Below are 18,439 nucleotides of genomic sequence, written 5' to 3'. Positions count from 1 at the left end.
CGGCATGCCAACAATAATTCCATACAAAACGAATGGTTAGAACATTTAGTTGATTGTACACATTGTTATATTTGCATAATGCAACTCGTAATGCGATTATTAAACAAAATGCAATAATAAAATGGCTAGGTTATGCAACAAACTCCCGAAACTCAGAAATCTAAGTATTTACTGATGGTCGAAGATACGGCCTCCGTTGCGGCGCTGTATCGCTCTTATCTAACACCTTTGGGTATTGATATTAATATTGTTGGCACTGGGCGAGATGCTATCAATAGTTTAAACCACCGCACGCCTGATCTTATTCTACTCGATTTACGTTTACCCGATATGACAGGTATGGACGTACTCTTCGCAGTGAAACAATCTTATCCTGATGTTCCGGTTATTTTTATGACTGCACATGGTTCAATTGATACTGCTGTTGAAGCGATGCGCCATGGGTCTCAAGACTTTTTAATTAAACCTTGTGAGGCGGATCGGTTAAGAGTCACCGTTAATAATGCGATTCGTAAAGCGACGAAATTAAAGAACGAATCGGAAAACCCTCATAATCAAAATTACCAAGGTTTTATCGGCAGTAGCCAAACAATGCAGGCGGTATACCGCACCATTGATTCTGCCGCTAGCAGTAAAGCCAGTATTTTCATCACAGGTGAAAGTGGTACAGGTAAAGAGGTGTGTGCAGAAGCGATTCATGCCGCAAGCAAACGTGGTGATAAACCATTCATTGCGATTAACTGTGCTGCGATACCTAAAGATTTGATTGAAAGTGAACTGTTTGGGCATGTTAAAGGTGCATTTACTGGCGCGGCAACTGATCGGCAAGGTGCGGCGGAGCTAGCCGATGGTGGAACGCTTTTTCTCGATGAATTGTGCGAGATGGATTTGGATCTTCAAACCAAATTATTACGCTTTATTCAGACAGGTACTTTCCAGAAAGTAGGTTCGTCTAAGATGAAGAGTGTGGATGTACGTTTTGTATGTGCCACCAACCGAGATCCTTGGAAAGAAGTTCAAGAAGGCCGCTTCAGAGAAGATTTATACTATCGTCTGTATGTTATTCCGCTTCATCTGCCACCACTGCGTGAAAGAGGAGAGGATGTCATTGAAATTGCCTACTCATTGCTTGGTTTTATGTCTTTCGAAGAGGGTAAAGGCTTTGTTCGTTTCGCGCCTGAGGTTCTCGACCGATTTAATCAGTATGAATGGCCAGGAAATGTACGTCAGCTACAGAATGTTCTGAGAAACGTGGTGGTTCTTAATCATGGTAAAGAGATCACTCTCAATATGTTACCTCCGCCACTTAATCGCCCGATTGAAAATCAGATGTCACTAGAGAAAAAACGCCGAGAAGAGATCTCCGTACAGGATATTTTTCCATTATGGTTGACGGAAAAAACAGCGATTGAGCAAGCGATTAAAGCGTGTGATGGCAATATTCCAAGAGCGGCAGGCTATTTGGATGTGAGTCCTTCTACACTTTATCGGAAGCTTCAGAATTGGAATAATAAAGAGCAGCAAAGTACTTAATATGAATATTTTAAATCAAGATAAAATCAACGATTTGGCTCGAGATATTGGTGATGAGAATGTCCCGGTTCTACTCGATATATTTTTAGGCGAATTAAGCTCTTACATTGAAACCTTAACAAGCAGTGATGACGCTAAAGCGATGATTAATCTTGCAGAAATCAGCCATGCCTTAAAAAGTAGTGCAGCAAGTTTTGGTGCGGAAAAATTATGCGCGTATGCGGTAGAAGTGGATAATAAGGTTAAACTGAATCAGCAGATTGATGCCGATATTGATCTCATGGCAATGGTTGAGTTACTTCAAGAAACAAGAGTGAAATATCTAGGCTTAGTCAGCCAGTAGTCATTCACTCTTTTTATTTCATTACGGTGTTGGATTAATGGTCGCGCCGTTTAATGACCGCAACTTATTATAGTAGTTGTGATTCAATGGCTTGTTGTAGTTTCTCTCGATCGTGACGCCAATCGCGGTTGGGAGAGGCTAATTCTGTCGTTACGCAGTTCCAATCTTGTTCTAGCTCAGGATGCGGTGTGTCGCCTAAGATAGCGTCAACCTTACGTGCCTGACATGAACGTTCGCACCACTCGATTTTTTGTTTCAGCGACATCCTCCCAGCAGGACCATACTCTGGTGATAGGTTCTCAACAAATATCAATTTTGCGTTTAAATTTTGAGCGATTGCTTTTCCTATCTCGGGCAGGAGGAGTGGAGGCATAATACTGGTTAAGAAACTACCAGGGCCCAGAATGATGCAGTCGGCTTCAAGGATGGCAGAAACCGCTTCTTTCGTTGCCGGTACTTCTGGTGATAAATCTAAGCGGCGTAGATCTTGTTCCATTTCATCAACGTTCGTTTCTCCGGTTACCCACTGTCCTTCAAGAGATAGTGCAGTAAGGTCAGAGGGGTGTTCGGACATTGGAACAATATTTAGATCAACACCAAGCATATTTCGAATAAGATTGATGGCCTCTAAAGGGCGTACCGACAAGTTATCCAGTGCAGTTAGCATCAGATTACCAAGATTATGCCCATCAAGTTCACCTGTGCCTTTGAATCGATATTCGAACATCATCGAACTGATAGAGGGTTCGGTAATTAACTGGTTGATGCAGTTGCGAGTGTCTCCCCAAGCGATGCCTCCTTGGCAGTGACGAATACGACCTGTTGAACCGCCATTATCAGTGGTGGTGACAATACCTGTTGCATTGGAACCAAAATCTTTAAGCGCCGCTAACATTCGCCCCAATCCATGTCCTCCACCGATTGCGACCACTTTCTTTGATGAATATAAATTCATTCTTTTCTTCTTCATTTTATTCATAACCAACTACAATTTAGAATATTTCGTTAATCTCTAATACTCAATAGGGAGTAAATTGAGGGATCAGCAAGGTTTTTTCAAGTTAAGGCTAGATTCACAAATAGATTTTAAGTATTTTACCCCATAGCTGCTATTGAACTGTCAAAGTTATTAATAGCTGCCATAACTCCGAGCTCTAATGGCTAAGTTATAAATGCACATCCGTTAATCGTAAAGTGTTTTTATGATAAGCCACTTGAGCCAGTGACATGTTGTCACAAGGGCTGAATTGGAAATGATTCTGCCTCCCGTATTTGGAAAGGTGTTCCGTGGCACAACAATTCGAAGATAAATTCCAACGCAAATTTTATTATTTGCGCTTGTCGGTTACTGATGTTTGTAACTTTAAGTGTACCTACTGTCTACCTGATGGCTACCAGCCTTCGGGGCAGAAAAACTCGTCTTTTTTAGCGCTACCTGAAATCAAAAGGGTGGTTAAAGCTTTCGCTGACTGTGGCACTTCTAAAGTGCGAATCACAGGTGGTGAACCAAGTCTGCGTAAAGACTTCCTCGATATTATCCAAACTGTAGCGAGTACTTCAGGTGTTCAGAAAGTTGCAACCACGACTAATGGATACCGGATGGAAAAGCAGGTTGCTGACTGGCGTGATGCGGGTTTGACGCATATTAATGTCAGTGTTGATAGTTTAGACCCTCGTATGTTTCATCAGATCACCGGTGAAAATAAATACAAAGAGGTTATGTCTGGAATTGACCGCGCATTTGAAGTTGGTTACGAGCAAGTTAAAGTCAATGTCGTGCTGATGAAAGATTTAAACAGTCACGAACTTCCTGCATTTTTAAACTGGATTAAACATCGCCCAATTCAGCTACGTTTCATTGAATTAATGCAAACGGGCGAAATGGATGAGCTATTTAATAAGCGTCATGTATCGGGTGTCGCGATTCGTAACCAGCTTATTGCGAATGGGTGGATTTTGAAAGCTCGCTCTCACAACGATGGACCAGCGCAAGTTTTCGTTCATGCTGACTACCAAGGTGAGATCGGCCTGATCATGCCGTACGAGAAAAATTTCTGTGAGAGTTGTAATCGCTTGAGAATTTCAGCGAAAGGAAAACTCCACCTATGCTTATTTGGTGATCATGGTGTCGAGCTTCGAGATCTCTTGCAGCAGGACAATCAAGAAGCTGAACTTATTGAGCGTATTCAAGCTCAGCTGCAAACGAAATCCGTAAGCCACTTTTTGCAAGATGGAAATACTGGAATGACACCACATCTAGCCTCTATTGGCGGCTAAACTCCAAAATTAGACGAATAAAATTATGCACGGCTGAGCATAGTCAGCGGTGCACATACTCCAAACAAATTAAAAAAGGTGAGCAAATGGGTCACGCTGAAAGTAAATTCGAACCGGCAAATATCGCAGTACTAACCGTTTCTGATACACGTACAGAAGAAAATGACACATCAGGTGGTTACTTAGCTGAGCAGTTGCAAGAAGCGGGTCATAATCTAGCAGACAAAAAAATTGTAATTGATGACATGTATAAGATTCGTGCGGTTGTATCGAATTGGATTGCAGACGAAAAAATTCAAGCGGTAATGATTACTGGTGGTACTGGTTTCACTTCTCGTGACAGCACGCCTGAAGCATTGGTCCCTCTATTTGACAAGCAGGTAGAAGGTTTTGGTGAACTATTCCGCACTGTTTCGTACGAAGAGATCGGTACATCAACGATTCAATCTCGTGCAATCGCTGGCTTTGCTAACCATACTGTTATTTTCGCAATGCCAGGCTCAACGGGTGCATGTCGCACTGCTTGGACGAAGATCATCAAACAGCAAATGGATGCAAGTCATCGCCCTTGTAACTTCATGCCGCATTTATCTGTTTAAGTCGTTGCGCTAAGTTTTTACTAAGGAAATAGTGATGAACCAATTTACTCATATTAACGCTTCTGGTGAGGCGAATATGGTGGATGTATCTGCAAAATCTGAGACCGTTCGAGAGGCAAGAGCGGAAGCTTTTGTTCATATGGCACCAGAAACATTGCAGTTAATTGTCTCCGGCCAACACCACAAGGGTGATGTGTTTGCCACTGCTCGTATTGCTGGAATTCAAGCGGCGAAGAAAACATGGGATCTAATTCCTCTTTGCCACCCTCTTTTGTTGTCAAAAGTAGAAGTGCAGCTTGAAGCTATTGAAGCAGAAAATAAAGTTCGCATTGAATCTGTCTGTAAATTGGCAGGTAAAACAGGTGTTGAAATGGAAGCGTTAACGGCTGCTTCAGTTGCTGCTCTAACGATCTATGACATGTGTAAAGCGGTGCAGAAAGATATGATCATTGACGGTGTTCGTCTGTTGGAAAAGACTGGCGGAAAATCGGGACACTTTAAGGTGGATGCATGATTAAAGTTTTGTTTTTTGCGCAAACCCGTGAACTTATCGGTATCGATGAATTGACTCTAGAAGAGGAATTCTCGACAGTTGAACAGCTTCGTGCACACTTGTTTGCTCAACAAGGCAAATGGGAGTTAGCGTTAGAACCTGGTAAATTGCTGGCAGCAGTAAACCAAGCGATAGTGCCGTTGGAATCTGAAATTAAAAGTGGTGATGAAGTCGCTTTTTTCCCACCGGTTACCGGGGGGTAATGATGGATCCACGTGTTTCAGTTCAATATGATGATTTTTCGATTGCTGATGAGTACGAAATACTGGCAAAAGGAACAGCTGCAGGCGCGGTTGTAACTTTTGTGGGTAAAGTCCGCGATATGAATTTAGGTGATGATGTTATCGGATTACGTTTGGAACATTATCCTGGCATGACAGAAAAATCACTTGCTGATATCTGTGACCAAGCGGAGGCTCGCTGGCCACTGCTTGGAGTTCGAGTGATTCATCGAGTCGGTGATTTAGATATTGGCGATCAAATTGTCTATGTTGGTGTTTCTAGTGCTCATCGAGGTGCTTCATTTGAAGCGTGTGAATTTATTATGGATTACTTAAAAACAAGTGCTCCATTTTGGAAAAAAGAGCGAACCACACAAGAAAGTCGTTGGGTAGAATCGCGAGATTCAGATGCAAAAGCGGCTGAGCGGTGGAAAACCTAGCGATAAAAACATCCAGATGAAAGAATATCAAGAAACCAGCCCTAGGCTGGTTTTTTTTGCTTTATATAAGCGGCAATAACATTTTAAATTCTATAAATTTAACATTTTTTCGCAATTTCTCAGGAGCAAGTGCTTATCACTGGTGTTTATTAGGAACGGTGATAACCCTCACAAATGAAGGTGTTTATTAGTATAAATGTTACTTTTGATTAGACCTGTCGTGTGGAAAATGTTAATTTTCCGTATCAAATCTAGCATAAGATGCTGCAAAAATGCATCAATCTAGATGTAGTGATACTAAAGTCTGTTTTTTGAAAGATATTGTTAGTATTTAAACTGGCACATTAATTTTTTTCAGTTATTTACACTATATATACGCTTAATCTGTAGTTGTTTAGCGTTTTCTTGCCATATTCAATGGCAAAATAGTCCAATGATTGATAGTGTGTGCTGCAATCTTAGTAAGTTTTTAGATTTTTATGCTTAGGAATTGAGCTAAATAAATCTAAATCACTATCCGTTTATGTGAGCTTACCAAGATGTCATGGATGCAAAATATAAAACTTGGAGTTAAATGCATGTATAAGAATAAAATCACTCAGGCCCTTCTTCTAGGCGCGAGTATGGCAGTTGCTGCCACTTCTACTACGACTTTCGCAGCTGATGTCCCAGCTGGAACTAAACTAGCAAAAGTACAAGAACTCGTCCGTGGTAACGGTACTGAAGTTGCTTCTCTTGACCCTCACAAAACTGAAGGTGTTCCTGAGTCTCACGTTATTCGTGACTTGCTAGAAGGTCTAGTTAACCAAGATGCGAACGGCAAAACAATTCCAGGTGTTGCTGAGCGTTGGGAAACAGAAGATAACAAAAAATTCACGTTCTACCTTCGTAAAGATGCTAAATGGTCAAATGGCGATCCTGTAACGGCTGACGATTTCGTCTACAGCTTCCAACGTGCAGTTGATCCAAACACAGCATCACCTTACTCATGGTACCTAGAAATGACAACGATGGTTAATGCATCGGATATCATTGCAGGGAAAAAAGACAAATCAACTTTAGGTGTTAAAGCAATTGATGCAAATACATTTGAAGTAACACTTGAAAGCCCAGTACCGTACTTCGTAATGATGATGGGTCACACGACAGTTAAGCCTGTACATAAAGCAACTGTTGAAAAGTATGGCGACAAGTGGACGAAACCAGAAAACTTTGTTGGTAACGGTGCATTCACTGTTGGTAACTGGGTTGTGAACGAGCGTATTGAACTTGTTCGTAACGAAAAATACTGGGATAACGCAAATACAGTATTAACAAAAGTAACTTACCTTCCTATCGAAAACCAAGTTGCTGAAATGAACCGTTTCCTATCAGGCGAAATTGACTTTACATCTAGCCTGCCAAACGAGCACTTCCGTCGTCTACAAAAAGAACATTCTGAGTCTGTAGCAATCAAAGGTAACCTTTGTACTTACTACTACAACTTTAATACTCATAAGCCACCATTTGATGACGTTCGTGTACGTAAAGCAATTTCTTACACAATCGATCGTGACATCGTAGCAAATGCGATTCTTGGTCAAGGTCAGAAGCCTGCTTACTTCCTAACGCCTGAGATCGTTGCGAACTTCAGCCCTGAAACGCCAGATTACGGTAAACTAAGCCAGAAAGAGCGTAATGCTAAAGCAAAAGCGCTTCTTGAAGAGGCTGGATACAACAAATCTAACCCGCTTAAATTTACGCTGTTGTACAACACATCTGAAAACCACAAGAAAATTGCTGTAGCAATTGGCTCTATGTGGAAGAAAAACCTAGGTGTGGATGTTGTTCTTGAAAACCAAGAGTGGAAAACATACCTAGAAACTAAGAAGCAGGGCGATTTCGAAGCGGCTCGTGCTGGTTGGTGTGGTGACTACAATGAAGCATCAACATTTACTTCATTAATGGAAGGCAAGAACACAACTGGCGGTATTCACTACAAGAGTGCTGAATACGATAAGCTAACTGCTGATGCAATTCGTGCAACTTCTGAAGAAGAACGTAAAGAGCTTTACTACGCTCAAGAGGCGCTTCTAACGAAAGACATGCCGATTGCTCCTATCTACCAGTACGTAACTGCGCGTCTAGTTAACCCTCATGTAGGTGGCTACGCAGAAAACAACGCTGAAGATAAACTTTACTCTAAAGATATGTACATCATCGCTGAGTAAACGTTACCTATAATAATAAAATTTAATATCAGACTGCATACACAGTAAGTGTATGCAGCCTTTTCCCATATTTAAATTGTCACAGATTGAGTGAGATTATGCTGAAATTCATTTTAAAACGAATGATGGAAGCAATACCCACTATGTTGGTATTGATTACCGTTTCTTTCTTCCTGATGCGCTTTGCTCCAGGTAGCCCTTTTTCGAGCGAAAGAACACTTCCACCCCAAGTAATGGCGAATATTAATGCTAAATACGGCCTTGATAAGCCTGTGTTTGAGCAATACACCACCTATTTAACCAATGTTATCCAAGGTGACTTTGGTCCATCTTTTAAATACAAAGACTTTACCGTAAATGAACTCGTTGCTTCTGCTTTGCCTGTTTCGGCAAAAATCGGTGCAGTAGCCTTCATTTTCGCTCTTATCTTTGGTGTCAGTGTCGGAACGATCGCGGCTCTGCGGCAAAATACCTGGCTTGACTATACGATCATGTCCTCGGCCATGCTCGGGGTGGTTATGCCATCCTTCGTGCTAGCACCTGCGTTGATTTACATGTTTTCGATTAATCTAGGTTGGTTCCCTGCGGGTGGCTGGTTAGATGGGTCAATGAAATACATGATCTTGCCCGTATTAGGTATGTCGATGTTGTATGTTGCCACTTTCGCACGTATCACACGTGGTAGCATGATCGAGACTCTAAACAGTAACTTTATCCGTACCGCAAGAGCGAAAGGCTTGAGCTATTCATACATTGTTGTGAAGCACGCTCTGAAGCCTGCAATGTTGCCAGTTGTTTCTTACATGGGGCCTGCTTTCGTAGGTATCATCACTGGTTCTGTTGTTATCGAAACTATTTTTGGCCTGCCAGGAATTGGTAAGCTATTTGTTAATGCCGCCTTTAACCGTGACTACTCGCTAGTAATGGGAGTGACCATTTTGATTGGTTTCCTCTTCATTGTATTCAACGCTATCGTTGATATTTTACTGGCTTACGTTGATCCAAAAATTCGTTACTAAGGACGGCTCCTATGATTACTAAAAAAGATAATATAGATGCGCTGGAAAAGTTCTCTGAAAACTTAGAGATCGAAGGGCGTAGTCTTTGGCAAGATGCACGAATTCGCTTTATGCGTAATAAAGCAGCAATGGTGAGCTTGTTTGTTCTAACTATAATTTCACTAGCGGTAATTTTTGCTCCAATGCTGAGCCAATATGCTTTTGATGATACGGACTGGTATGCAATGCATGCAGCACCGTCATCGGAACATCTATTTGGTACCGATAGCCTAGGCCGTGATTTATTCGTGCGTACCTTAATCGGTGGTCGAATCTCACTTATGGTTGGTGTTATGGGCGCACTGGTTGCAGTATTAATTGGTACTGTTTACGGCGCAGCTTCTGGCTTTATTGGTGGCAAGGTTGACCGCGCGATGATGCGTGTTCTTGAAATTTTGTACTCAATTCCATTCATGTTCCTTGTGATTGTATTAGTAACCTTCTTTGGTCGTAATATTTTCCTAATCTTCGTTGCTATTGGTGCAATTGCTTGGCTGGATATGGCTCGTATTGTACGTGGTCAAACGCTAAGTTTACGTAGTAAAGAGTTTATCGAAGCGGCACATGTTTCTGGTGTAAGTACTTGGAATATTATCAAGCGCCACATCATTCCAAATGTATTAGGGATTGTAGCGGTTTACTCAACGCTTCTCGTTCCAAGCATGATTTTAACTGAATCTTTCCTGAGTTTCCTTGGTCTAGGTGTTCAAGAACCTATGACAAGTTGGGGCGCTCTACTTCAAGAAGGCTCACAAACAATGGAAGTTGCTATTTGGCAATTAACATTCCCAGCGATATTTATGATTGTGACACTATTTTGTTTCAACTATATCGGTGATGGCCTGCGTGATGCGCTAGATCCAAAAGACAGATAAATCTTTTGGTTTATAAGAATCAATAAGGAAAGAATGATGAGCTTATTAGATGTCCAAGACCTGCGCGTCGAATTTACCACGCAAGATGGTATCGTAACCGCAGTTAACGATTTGAATTTCTCACTAGAGCAGGGCGAAACCCTAGGTATTGTTGGTGAGTCAGGTTCAGGTAAATCTCAAACTGTATTCGCAATTATGGGACTGCTGGCTAAGAACGGTATTATCTCTGGTAGTGCAAAGTTTGAAGGTAACGAAATACTGAACCTACCTGAAAAAGCATTGAACAAAGTTCGTGCTGAACAGATTGCAATGATCTTCCAAGATCCAATGACGTCACTGAACCCATACATGAAAGTAAGCGATCAGCTTATGGAAGTGCTGATGCTGCATAAAGGCATGGGTAAGGCGGAAGCATTTGAAGAATCAGTACGTATGCTTGAAGCGGTTAAGATCCCTGAAGCACGCAAGCGTATTACGATGTACCCGCATGAATTTTCAGGCGGTATGCGTCAACGTGTAATGATCGCAATGGCACTATTGTGTCGCCCTAAGCTGCTGATTGCTGATGAACCAACAACCGCACTTGATGTAACGATTCAAGCGCAGATTATGGATTTGTTGAATGAACTGAAATCTGAGTTCAATACCGCAATCATCATGATCACTCACGATTTAGGCGTCGTTGCTGGCTCATGTGACAAGGTTCTTGTTATGTATGCTGGTCGTACTATGGAATATGGCACCGTTGATGAAATTTTCTACGAGCCTAGCCACCCATATGCAGAAGGTCTACTGAAAGCGATTCCTCGTCTGGATACAGAAGGTGAAATTTTACCGACAATTCCAGGTAACCCACCGAACTTACTTCGTCTACCACCAGGCTGCCCTTATCAAGAGCGTTGCCACCGCGTAATGGACCGTTGTAAGCAAGAAGCACCTATCCTTCAGCCATTTGGTACTGATCGTCAGCGTGCATGTTTTTCTGACTGGGAGACTTGGAAAAAATGAGTGTAGATAATAAAGAACTATTACTGGATATTAAGAACCTTAAAGTCCACTTTAGCATTGCTTCAAAATCTGCGTGGCCATGGTCTAAGCCTTCTAACTTAAAAGCGGTTGATGGTGTTGATGTTCGTTTATATGAAGGTGAAACTCTTGGTGTAGTGGGCGAATCTGGCTGTGGTAAATCAACATTTGCTCGTGCCATTATCGGTTTAGTTGAAGCGACTGAAGGTGAAGTAATGTGGTTAGGTCAAGACCTGACTCGCATGCAATCAGTACAACGCCGTGAGACTCGTAAAGAGATCCAGATGATTTTCCAGGATCCACTGGCGTCACTGAACCCAAGAATGTCAGTGGGTGCGATCATTGCTGAGCCGCTAGAAACTTTTTATCCAGAACTTTCAAAGCAAGAAGTGAAAGATCGCGTTAAAGAGATGATGGCTAAAGTTGGTTTGCTACCAAACGTAATTAACCGTTACCCACATGAATTCTCTGGTGGTCAATGTCAGCGTATTGGTATCGCTCGTGCGTTGATCCTTAAACCTAAGATGATCATCTGTGATGAACCAGTATCAGCACTGGACGTATCGATTCAAGCGCAAGTTGTTAACCTTCTGAAAGAGTTACAAAAAGAGTTAGGCCTAAGTCTTGTCTTTATTGCTCACGACCTTTCGGTTGTTAAGCATATCTCAGACCGTGTTTTGGTAATGTATTTAGGTAATGCTGTTGAGTTAGGAGAATCGGATGCGTTGTTTGCCGATCCTAAGCACCCATATACGCGTGCGCTTATGTCTGCGGTACCAATTCCAGATCCAAGACTTGAACGTAACAAGAAAATTGAAATGTTAGAAGGTGATTTACCTTCGCCAATTAATCCTCCGTCTGGTTGTGTTTTCCGTACTCGTTGCCCAATTGCAACAGAGGCATGTGCGAAGCAGAAACCAGCAATTAAAGGATCGGATAGACATGCAGTTTCTTGTTTGATGGTCGATGCTTAAATAAATAAGCATTATTTCAGCCTGTGACAGGCTTAAGCGCGACTGCTATATCGAGTCGCGCTTTTTTTGTGTTTAAACTTCTTCAATTTATCTGAACAACTAAGCCAATTTATTCTAGTTTTGAATGAATTGGCTTTTTTTATAATGGGCTCATAAACCTTATCGAATTAGTGGCAGATAGGAGATGATTATGGGTAAGTTAGTGGAAGGTGTTTGGCACGATGTTTGGTACGACACAAAATCAAGTGGCGGTAAATTTGTTCGCGAAGATGCGGGTTTTCGTCATTGGATAGAGAATAAAGTCGGTGAACCATTTCAGCCAGAAAGTGGGCGGTATCATCTATATGTATCATTAGCTTGCCCGTGGGCACATCGGACTCTGATTTTCCGTGAACTTAAAGATCTTACCGAGCATATTGATGTGACGGCGGTCTGCCCGGATATGATGAGCGGGGGCTGGAAAATGGGCTTGCCTGAGCCTTTGTTTGGTCATACCTATATGCATCAAATCTATACTCAAGCTAAGCCGAATTATACGGGGCGAGTTACTGTGCCGGTATTGTGGGATAAAGAAACTAACACCATCGTGAGTAACGAGTCATCTGAAATTATTCGTATGTTCAACTCGGAATTTAATGAATTAACGGGCAACACGGATGATTACTATCCTATGGCACTGACGAAGAAAATTGATGAATGGAATGATTATATTTATCCAAATATTAATAATGGCGTTTATAAGTGTGGATTTGCTACCACTCAAGATGCTTATGAAGAAGCGTATGACGCGTTATTTGACGCGTTAGACAAAGTAGATGCACATCTTAGTGAGCACCGTTATTTAGCGGGGAGCGAGATTACAGAAGCGGATTGGAGATTGTTTACCACTCTAGTTAGATTCGATGCGGTGTATGTCGGCCATTTCAAGTGTAACAAGCAGAGAATTTCAGATTACGCCCATATTCAGGGTTACTTAAAAGAGCTATACCAAGTTAAAGGCATCAAAGAGACGACCGATTTCTACCATATCAAGCGTCACTACTATTATAGCCATACAGGGATCAACCCAACACAAGTGGTACCCAAAGGGCCTGAGTTAGATCTTGAATCAGCGCACGGTCGAAAACCGTTGGGTTAAAGTTACGGCGATCAAACCGTCGTAGATCAAAACAAAGATATCTGTCAGATATAAAAAACCCTAGATAAAAATCTAGGGTTTTTGTTTTCTATAAAAGAAAATTAGTTAACTACTTTTTCTTCAGCTTGAGCTGCTTGGTCTGCTTGGATAGCCGTTAGAGCTACAGTGTAAACGATGTCGTCTACTAGAGCGCCACGAGACAAGTCATTTACTGGCTTGCGCATACCTTGAAGCATTGGACCTATAGATACTAGATCTGCTGAACGCTGTACTGCTTTGTAAGTCGTGTTACCCGTGTTTAAGTCTGGGAATACGAATACTGTCGCTTTACCTGCAACTGGAGAGTTAGGCGCTTTAGAAGCGGCTACGTTTTCCATAATTGCTGCATCGTACTGTAGAGGGCCGTCGATCACGAGATCAGGACGTTTCTCTTGAGCAAGTTTGGTTGCTTCACGTACTTTATCTACGTCGGCACCTTTACCAGATTCACCAGTAGAGTAAGAGATCATAGCAACGCGTGGGTCGATACCGAATGCCGCAGCAGAATCTGCAGATTGGATAGCGATTTCAGCAAGCTGTTCAGCTGTTGGATCTGGGTTGATCGCACAGTCACCGTATACAAGAACTTGATCAGGCAGAAGCATAAAGAAGATTGAAGATACGATAGAAGCATCAGGAGCAGTCTTGATGATCTGGAACGGAGGAACAATTGTGTTCGCCGTTGTGTGAACAGCACCAGAAACTAGGCCGTCAACTTCACCAGCTTCAAGCATCATAGTACCTAGGAATACTGAATCTTCTAGCTTCTCACGAGCTACAACTTCAGTCATACCTTTAGCGCCACGAAGTTCTACTAGGCGAGCTACGTAGTTTTCACGAACTGATGCAGAATCGATGATCTCAACGCCAGCACCTAGCTCAACACCTTGCTGTGCAGCAACGCGACGAATTTCTTCAGGGTTACCTAGAAGTACACAAGTTGCGATTCCGCGCTCAGCACAGATAGAAGCCGCTTTAACAGTACGTGGCTCATCACCTTCAGGAAGAACGATGCGCTTAGCCGCTTTACGAGCAAATTCTGTTAGTTGGTAACGGAATGCTGGTGGGCTTAGACGACGGATACCTTGAGTGCCTTCAGATAGAGAATCAATCCAAGGGCCATCAATGTGGCTTGCAACGTGATCGTTAACGAACTCGATACGCTCTTTATCGTCTGCAGGTACTTCTAGGTTGAAGCTCTGTAGGTTAAGAGACGTCTGCCAAGTGTTACCTTGCGCTTTGAAGATCGGAAGGCCTGTCGCAAATGCAGGTGCACAAAGGTTAGCAATGCTTTCTGGGATATCGTAACCGCCAGTTAGTAGAATTGCGCCAATCTCAACACCGTTTTTCGCAGCAAGAGCCGCAGCAACGATAACGTCAGGACGGTCTGCAGAAGTTACTAGCAGTGAACCTGGTTTGAAGTGCTCAATCATGTGCGGTAGAGAACGTGCACAGAAAGTGATGCTCTTAATACGACGCGTTGAGATTTCACCTTCGTTGATGATTTCAGCGTTAAGGTGCTTAGCCATATCAACCGCACGAGTTGCGATTAGATCAATGCTCCACGGCACGCAGCCAAGAACACGGATAGGGCTAGAGTTGAAGATCTGCATCACTTCAAGGTTCGCTTGCTGAGCGCTATCTGCATCGTCAAAGATTTCAGATAGGTCAGGACGAGTACGGCCAGCATCATCAACAGGAGCGTTTAGCTTGTTAATGATTACGCCTTTAATGTTTTTGTTCTTAGTACCGCCGAAGTTAGAACATGCTACTTCGATACGCTCTTTAAGTTGCGTAGGGTTGTCAGTACCAGGAGTCGCAACGAATACGATCTCCGCGCCAAGTGTTTTCGCGATTTCCGCGTTTACTTGGTTAGCAAATGGGTGCTTACGAGTAGGAACTAGACCTTCGATTAGCGTTACTTCTGCATCTTTGTTGATATTGTTGTATTGCGCAACAACAGACTCAAGAAGTACATCCATTTTTTCACTACCGATCAACGCTTCAGCTTTAGTCATCGCGATTGGTTCACCAATCTTGATGTCGCTGTTTGTGCTAATGATAGTTGATGTTAGATCTGGTTGATCGCCACCGCTACGAGGTTGAGCGATTGGCTTGTAAAACGAAACACTTACGCCTTTGCGCTCCATCGCGCGAAGAACACCCATGCTTACACTAGTAAGACCAACACCAGCGCTTGTAGGGATAAGCATAATAGTACGGGACATTGAGGAGTACCTTTAACTATTGGAATGAAAAAAGCTCAACTCCTGTTCCTACCAACATTTATATAGGGGTAGGAATAAAAGTTGAGCCCCATTTTTCTTAGATAAAAATCTGACTAGCTTCGAGTGAAGCTAGTCAGAAAATTCGATTAAAGACCTGCTAGTTCAGCTGTATCTTCTGCAATTACTAGCTCTTCATTAGTAGAGATAACAATTGCTGGTACACGGCTGTTTTCAGTCGTGATAGTACCTTCGCCGCCGAAACGAGCTTTAAGGTTAGCTGCGCTATCTACTTCGATACCGAAGAATGCAAGACGGTTAAGAACCATTTCACGGATTGGCGCTGAGTTTTCACCGATGCCACCAGTGAATACGATAGCGTCAAGACGACCTTCTAGAGTTGCAGTGTAGCTTGCAACGTATTTAGCTAGACGGTGACAGAATACGTCCATTGCACGAGTAGCTTCTTCTTTCTCGCCGTAGTTGTCTTCAACGAAACGACAGTCAGAAGTTACTTGAGTTAGACCTTGTAGGCCAGACTCTTTAGTGAACATTGTGTTGATTTCATCAACGCTCATGCCTAGTTTGTCATGTAGGTGGAACATAACAGCAGGGTCAAGGTCGCCACAGCGAGTACCCATTACAAGACCTTCAAGAGGAGTAAGGCCCATAGAAGTATCTACAGATTGGCCATTCTTGACTGCACAAACAGATGCGCCGTTACCTAGGTGACAGTTAATGATGTTAACTTCTTCAATAGGTTTGTCTAGAAGCGTGGCACACTCACGAGTAATAAATAGGTGAGATGTACCATGTGCACCGTAACGACGAATACCGTGATCTGTGTATAGGTTGTATGGAAGCGCGTATAGGTAAGCTTCTTCTGGCATTGTCGTGTGGAAAGCAGTATCAAATACAGCAACGTTTTTTAGTGCTGGGAATGATTTTTGAGCTGCTTTAATACCGATAAGGTGCGCAGGGTTGTGAAGAGGAGCGAAAGTCGCTGCATCTTCGATACCTTTAATTACTTCATCAGTGATTAGTGCTGATGAAGTAAAGTTTTCACCACCATGCACAACACGGTGACCGATTGCTGCAAGGTTTTCAGAAAGTTCTGGCTTAGAAGCAAGAATAGTTTCTACCATGAAGGCTAGTGCTTCTTCGTGTGCTGCGCCATTACCTAGTTGAGCTTCGTGTTTACCATCAAGTTTCCACTTGATACGAGCTTCAGGAAGATGCAGACATTCTGCAAGACCTGTTAGATGCTCGTCACCAGATACTGCGTCAACTACAGCAAATTTAAGAGAAGAACTACCACAGTTTAAAACTAAAACCAGCTTAGACATGAGTGCTACCTGTTATTCGTCTGATAAAAATCAGTTTGGATTAAAATTACTCACAAGAATAGACGAACTGGCAGGCAGTGCGTACTAGTCTTGGTCAAAAAAACTTTAATATCCATATAATGAGAAGCGATTTCTTACAAAAAAATCACCAGTGCATTCCTTGCAGATGTCGTCTCATGGTTGCCTTAATCGAAAATAACAGCAACAATGAGATGAGGGCCTGCAAAGGATAGCGATAATCGTCAAATATAACAAAAAAAATTTGAAAGAATATTAACTTTTATCAATTTTTTGCGCTTTTAGTTGAACTATTCAATTATTTTTTAGTGAGAGAGCCGTATGAACAACAAAGTCGGATTAGCGCATAGCTTAAAAGATGGCCAAGCTTACATGGATATTTGGCCTGTTCGTAAAGAACTGAACCCTATTTTTCCAGAGCAACGTATTATTAAAGCGACAAAATTTGGCATCAAAGTGATGCCTGCGATTGCTGCGATCAGTGTTTTAACTCAAATGGTTTTTCAAAATGGCCAAGCGATGCCACAAGCTATTGTAGTGGCGCTGTTTGCGATCAGTTTACCGCTGCAAGGTATGTGGTGGTTGGGCAATCGTTCAAAAACACAATTACCCCCAGCACTGGCTGGTTGGTATAGAGAGCTTCATCAAAAAATTATCGAAACAGGGTGTGCCTTAGAGCCAATGAAACCTAAGCCTCGCTATAAAGAGTTGGCGATCATACTTAACCGTGCCTTTAGACAGCTAGATAAATCATCTCTAGAGCGTTGGTTTTAAGACATTCATATTGTTGAGCGGCTTTATTCGAGCTCTGTATATGTATATGTTGGCAAAGCGCTAATTGCTGGGCTAGTAGATAGATAACACTGAGTCTTGTGTTATCCATTCGAGAGCAGGACTGTGCCTTACATTTATGCGGGAACGCATTAAGAAAAAATATAAGCCTCATTTCACCCAGATTATTTTTCTGGAGGGAGTGAGGTTTTTTATTTTCCGCCATTCGGATAGGGAACATCTTTTGGTTAATGCGAGGTTTCGATAAGTCATAATTGATTGCGAGCTGTGATCCGTAATTTGACTTCTGAGCTTTTGGCCGCGTCGAGCGGTTTACGGTTTTGAATCAGGGCGGGCTTTGAAACGCTAGCCATTTCAAATCATCATCACCTATCACCAGATGATAGATACAAAAAAACCAGCTCAATGAGCTGGTTTAGTGTTCTTTTTAAAAAGAATATGGTGGAGGGGGACGGATTCGAACCATCGAAGGCAGTGCCGTCAGATTTACAGTCTGATCCCTTTGGCCACTCGGGAACCCCTCCAGGGTGTTTTCTTACTTCTTTACAAARTAAGCTTAATTGAGGTTTTCCCAACACATCAATCAAGTGYTTCCTAAACGAYAAATCGCTTAAGARAATATGGTGGAGGGGGACGGATTCGAACCATCGAAGGCAGTGCCGTCAGATTTACAGTCTGATCCCTTTGGCCACTCGGGAACCCCTCCAGGGTGTTTTCTTACTTCTTTACAAAGTAAGCTTAATTGAGGTTTTCCCAACACATCAATCAAGTG

17 protein-coding genes, 2 tRNA genes and 1 riboswitch are annotated in these 18,439 nt (G+C 42.4%); of the genes, 14 read left to right on the top strand and 5 right to left on the bottom strand.

The genetic code is table 11. The features are described from left to right. The first annotated feature begins 132 nt into the window (after positions 1 to 132). Entirely contained in the window at positions 133 to 1,533 is a 1,401-nt protein-coding gene (gene luxO, locus L4C39_RS05195; protein ID WP_113799964.1) for a quorum-sensing sigma-54 dependent transcriptional regulator LuxO, read from the top strand. 1 nt (position 1,534) lies between these two features. Further along, the gene (gene luxU / locus L4C39_RS05190) at positions 1,535 to 1,876 is read left to right on the top strand and encodes a quorum-sensing phosphorelay protein LuxU (protein WP_429744853.1); all 342 of its coding nucleotides are present in this window, start codon (positions 1,535 to 1,537) and stop codon (positions 1,874 to 1,876) included. A gap of 67 nt (positions 1,877 to 1,943) precedes the next feature. On the opposite strand, the gene L4C39_RS05185 is transcribed toward luxU, so the two are convergent. Then, a complete protein-coding gene (locus L4C39_RS05185; protein ID WP_029203240.1) occupies positions 1,944 to 2,831 on the bottom strand; it encodes a YvcK family protein in 888 nt (295 codons plus the stop codon). A gap of 180 nt (positions 2,832 to 3,011) precedes the next feature. Continuing rightward, positions 3,012 to 3,175: riboswitch (molybdenum cofactor riboswitch) on the top strand. Here L4C39_RS05185 and moaA point away from each other — a divergent pair. From moaA to L4C39_RS05130, 11 genes are all read left to right on the top strand, one after another. Next, positions 3,164 to 4,153: a GTP 3',8-cyclase MoaA gene (gene moaA, locus L4C39_RS05180; RefSeq protein ID WP_429744851.1), complete on the top strand. Its 990-nt coding sequence runs from the start codon at positions 3,164 to 3,166 to the stop codon at positions 4,151 to 4,153. It overlaps the preceding riboswitch by 12 nt. Before the next feature lie 86 nt (positions 4,154 to 4,239). Next, positions 4,240 to 4,752, top strand: coding sequence for a molybdenum cofactor biosynthesis protein B (moaB, locus tag L4C39_RS05175; protein WP_017051490.1), 513 nt, complete (start codon positions 4,240 to 4,242; stop codon positions 4,750 to 4,752). Between the two features lie 34 nt (positions 4,753 to 4,786). Next, positions 4,787 to 5,266: a cyclic pyranopterin monophosphate synthase MoaC gene (gene moaC, locus L4C39_RS05170; RefSeq protein WP_171757064.1), complete on the top strand. Its 480-nt coding sequence runs from the start codon at positions 4,787 to 4,789 to the stop codon at positions 5,264 to 5,266. After that, positions 5,263 to 5,508 carry a molybdopterin synthase sulfur carrier subunit gene (gene moaD / locus L4C39_RS05165; protein ID WP_113799968.1) on the top strand — a complete coding sequence of 82 codons (246 nt, stop codon included), beginning with the start codon at positions 5,263 to 5,265 and terminating at the stop codon, positions 5,506 to 5,508. The genes moaC and moaD overlap by 4 nt, the downstream gene beginning before the upstream one ends. A gap of 2 nt (positions 5,509 to 5,510) precedes the next feature. Continuing rightward, entirely contained in the window at positions 5,511 to 5,966 is a 456-nt protein-coding gene (gene moaE, locus L4C39_RS05160; RefSeq protein ID WP_113799971.1) for a molybdopterin synthase catalytic subunit MoaE, read from the top strand. A gap of 578 nt (positions 5,967 to 6,544) precedes the next feature. After that, positions 6,545 to 8,176, top strand: coding sequence for an ABC transporter substrate-binding protein (locus L4C39_RS05155; protein WP_113799973.1), 1,632 nt, complete (start codon positions 6,545 to 6,547; stop codon positions 8,174 to 8,176). A gap of 98 nt (positions 8,177 to 8,274) precedes the next feature. Next, positions 8,275 to 9,195: an oligopeptide ABC transporter permease OppB gene (oppB, locus tag L4C39_RS05150; RefSeq protein WP_017051495.1), complete on the top strand. Its 921-nt coding sequence runs from the start codon at positions 8,275 to 8,277 to the stop codon at positions 9,193 to 9,195. Positions 9,196 to 9,206: 11 nt separating this feature from the next. After that, positions 9,207 to 10,109 (top strand): oligopeptide ABC transporter permease OppC, encoded by a 903-nt coding sequence (gene oppC, locus L4C39_RS05145; protein WP_113799975.1) that lies wholly within the window; start codon positions 9,207 to 9,209, stop codon positions 10,107 to 10,109. Between the two features lie 36 nt (positions 10,110 to 10,145). Continuing rightward, positions 10,146 to 11,117, top strand: coding sequence for an ABC transporter ATP-binding protein (locus tag L4C39_RS05140; RefSeq protein WP_171757071.1), 972 nt, complete (start codon positions 10,146 to 10,148; stop codon positions 11,115 to 11,117). Beyond that, positions 11,114 to 12,109, top strand: coding sequence for a murein tripeptide/oligopeptide ABC transporter ATP binding protein OppF (gene oppF, locus L4C39_RS05135; RefSeq protein WP_171757065.1), 996 nt, complete (start codon positions 11,114 to 11,116; stop codon positions 12,107 to 12,109). The genes L4C39_RS05140 and oppF overlap by 4 nt, the downstream gene beginning before the upstream one ends. A gap of 190 nt (positions 12,110 to 12,299) precedes the next feature. After that, positions 12,300 to 13,247: a glutathione S-transferase family protein gene (locus tag L4C39_RS05130; RefSeq protein ID WP_429744846.1), complete on the top strand. Its 948-nt coding sequence runs from the start codon at positions 12,300 to 12,302 to the stop codon at positions 13,245 to 13,247. 101 nt (positions 13,248 to 13,348) lie between these two features. Here L4C39_RS05130 and pta read toward each other — a convergent pair whose 3' ends face one another. Together pta and L4C39_RS05120 are read right to left on the bottom strand one after the other, a co-directional pair. After that, entirely contained in the window at positions 13,349 to 15,514 is a 2,166-nt protein-coding gene (gene pta, locus L4C39_RS05125) for a phosphate acetyltransferase (RefSeq protein WP_429744844.1), read from the bottom strand. A 146-nt stretch (positions 15,515 to 15,660) separates the two neighbouring features. Continuing rightward, on the bottom strand, positions 15,661 to 16,857 hold the full coding sequence (locus tag L4C39_RS05120) for an acetate kinase (RefSeq protein ID WP_429744842.1): 1,197 nt from the start codon (positions 16,855 to 16,857) through the stop codon (positions 15,661 to 15,663). Between the two features lie 339 nt (positions 16,858 to 17,196). Between L4C39_RS05120 and yfbV the strand changes: the two genes are divergently transcribed. Then, positions 17,197 to 17,649 (top strand): terminus macrodomain insulation protein YfbV, encoded by a 453-nt coding sequence (gene yfbV / locus L4C39_RS05115; RefSeq protein ID WP_017051502.1) that lies wholly within the window; start codon positions 17,197 to 17,199, stop codon positions 17,647 to 17,649. Positions 17,650 to 18,106: 457 nt separating this feature from the next. Here yfbV and L4C39_RS05110 read toward each other — a convergent pair. Together L4C39_RS05110 and L4C39_RS05105 are read right to left on the bottom strand one after the other, a co-directional pair. Continuing rightward, positions 18,107 to 18,191, bottom strand: a tRNA-Tyr gene (locus tag L4C39_RS05110). 97 nt (positions 18,192 to 18,288) lie between these two features. After that, positions 18,289 to 18,373, bottom strand: a tRNA-Tyr gene (locus tag L4C39_RS05105). Between the last annotated feature and the right edge of the window lie 66 nt (positions 18,374 to 18,439).

It is taken from the genome of Vibrio clamense (genome assembly GCF_050337905.1).
Classification (GTDB): Bacteria; Pseudomonadota; Gammaproteobacteria; order Enterobacterales; family Vibrionaceae; genus Vibrio; species Vibrio cortegadensis.
The sequence above is the reverse complement of the archived record's forward strand: the minus strand, read 5'-3'. Positions and strand labels throughout refer to the sequence as shown.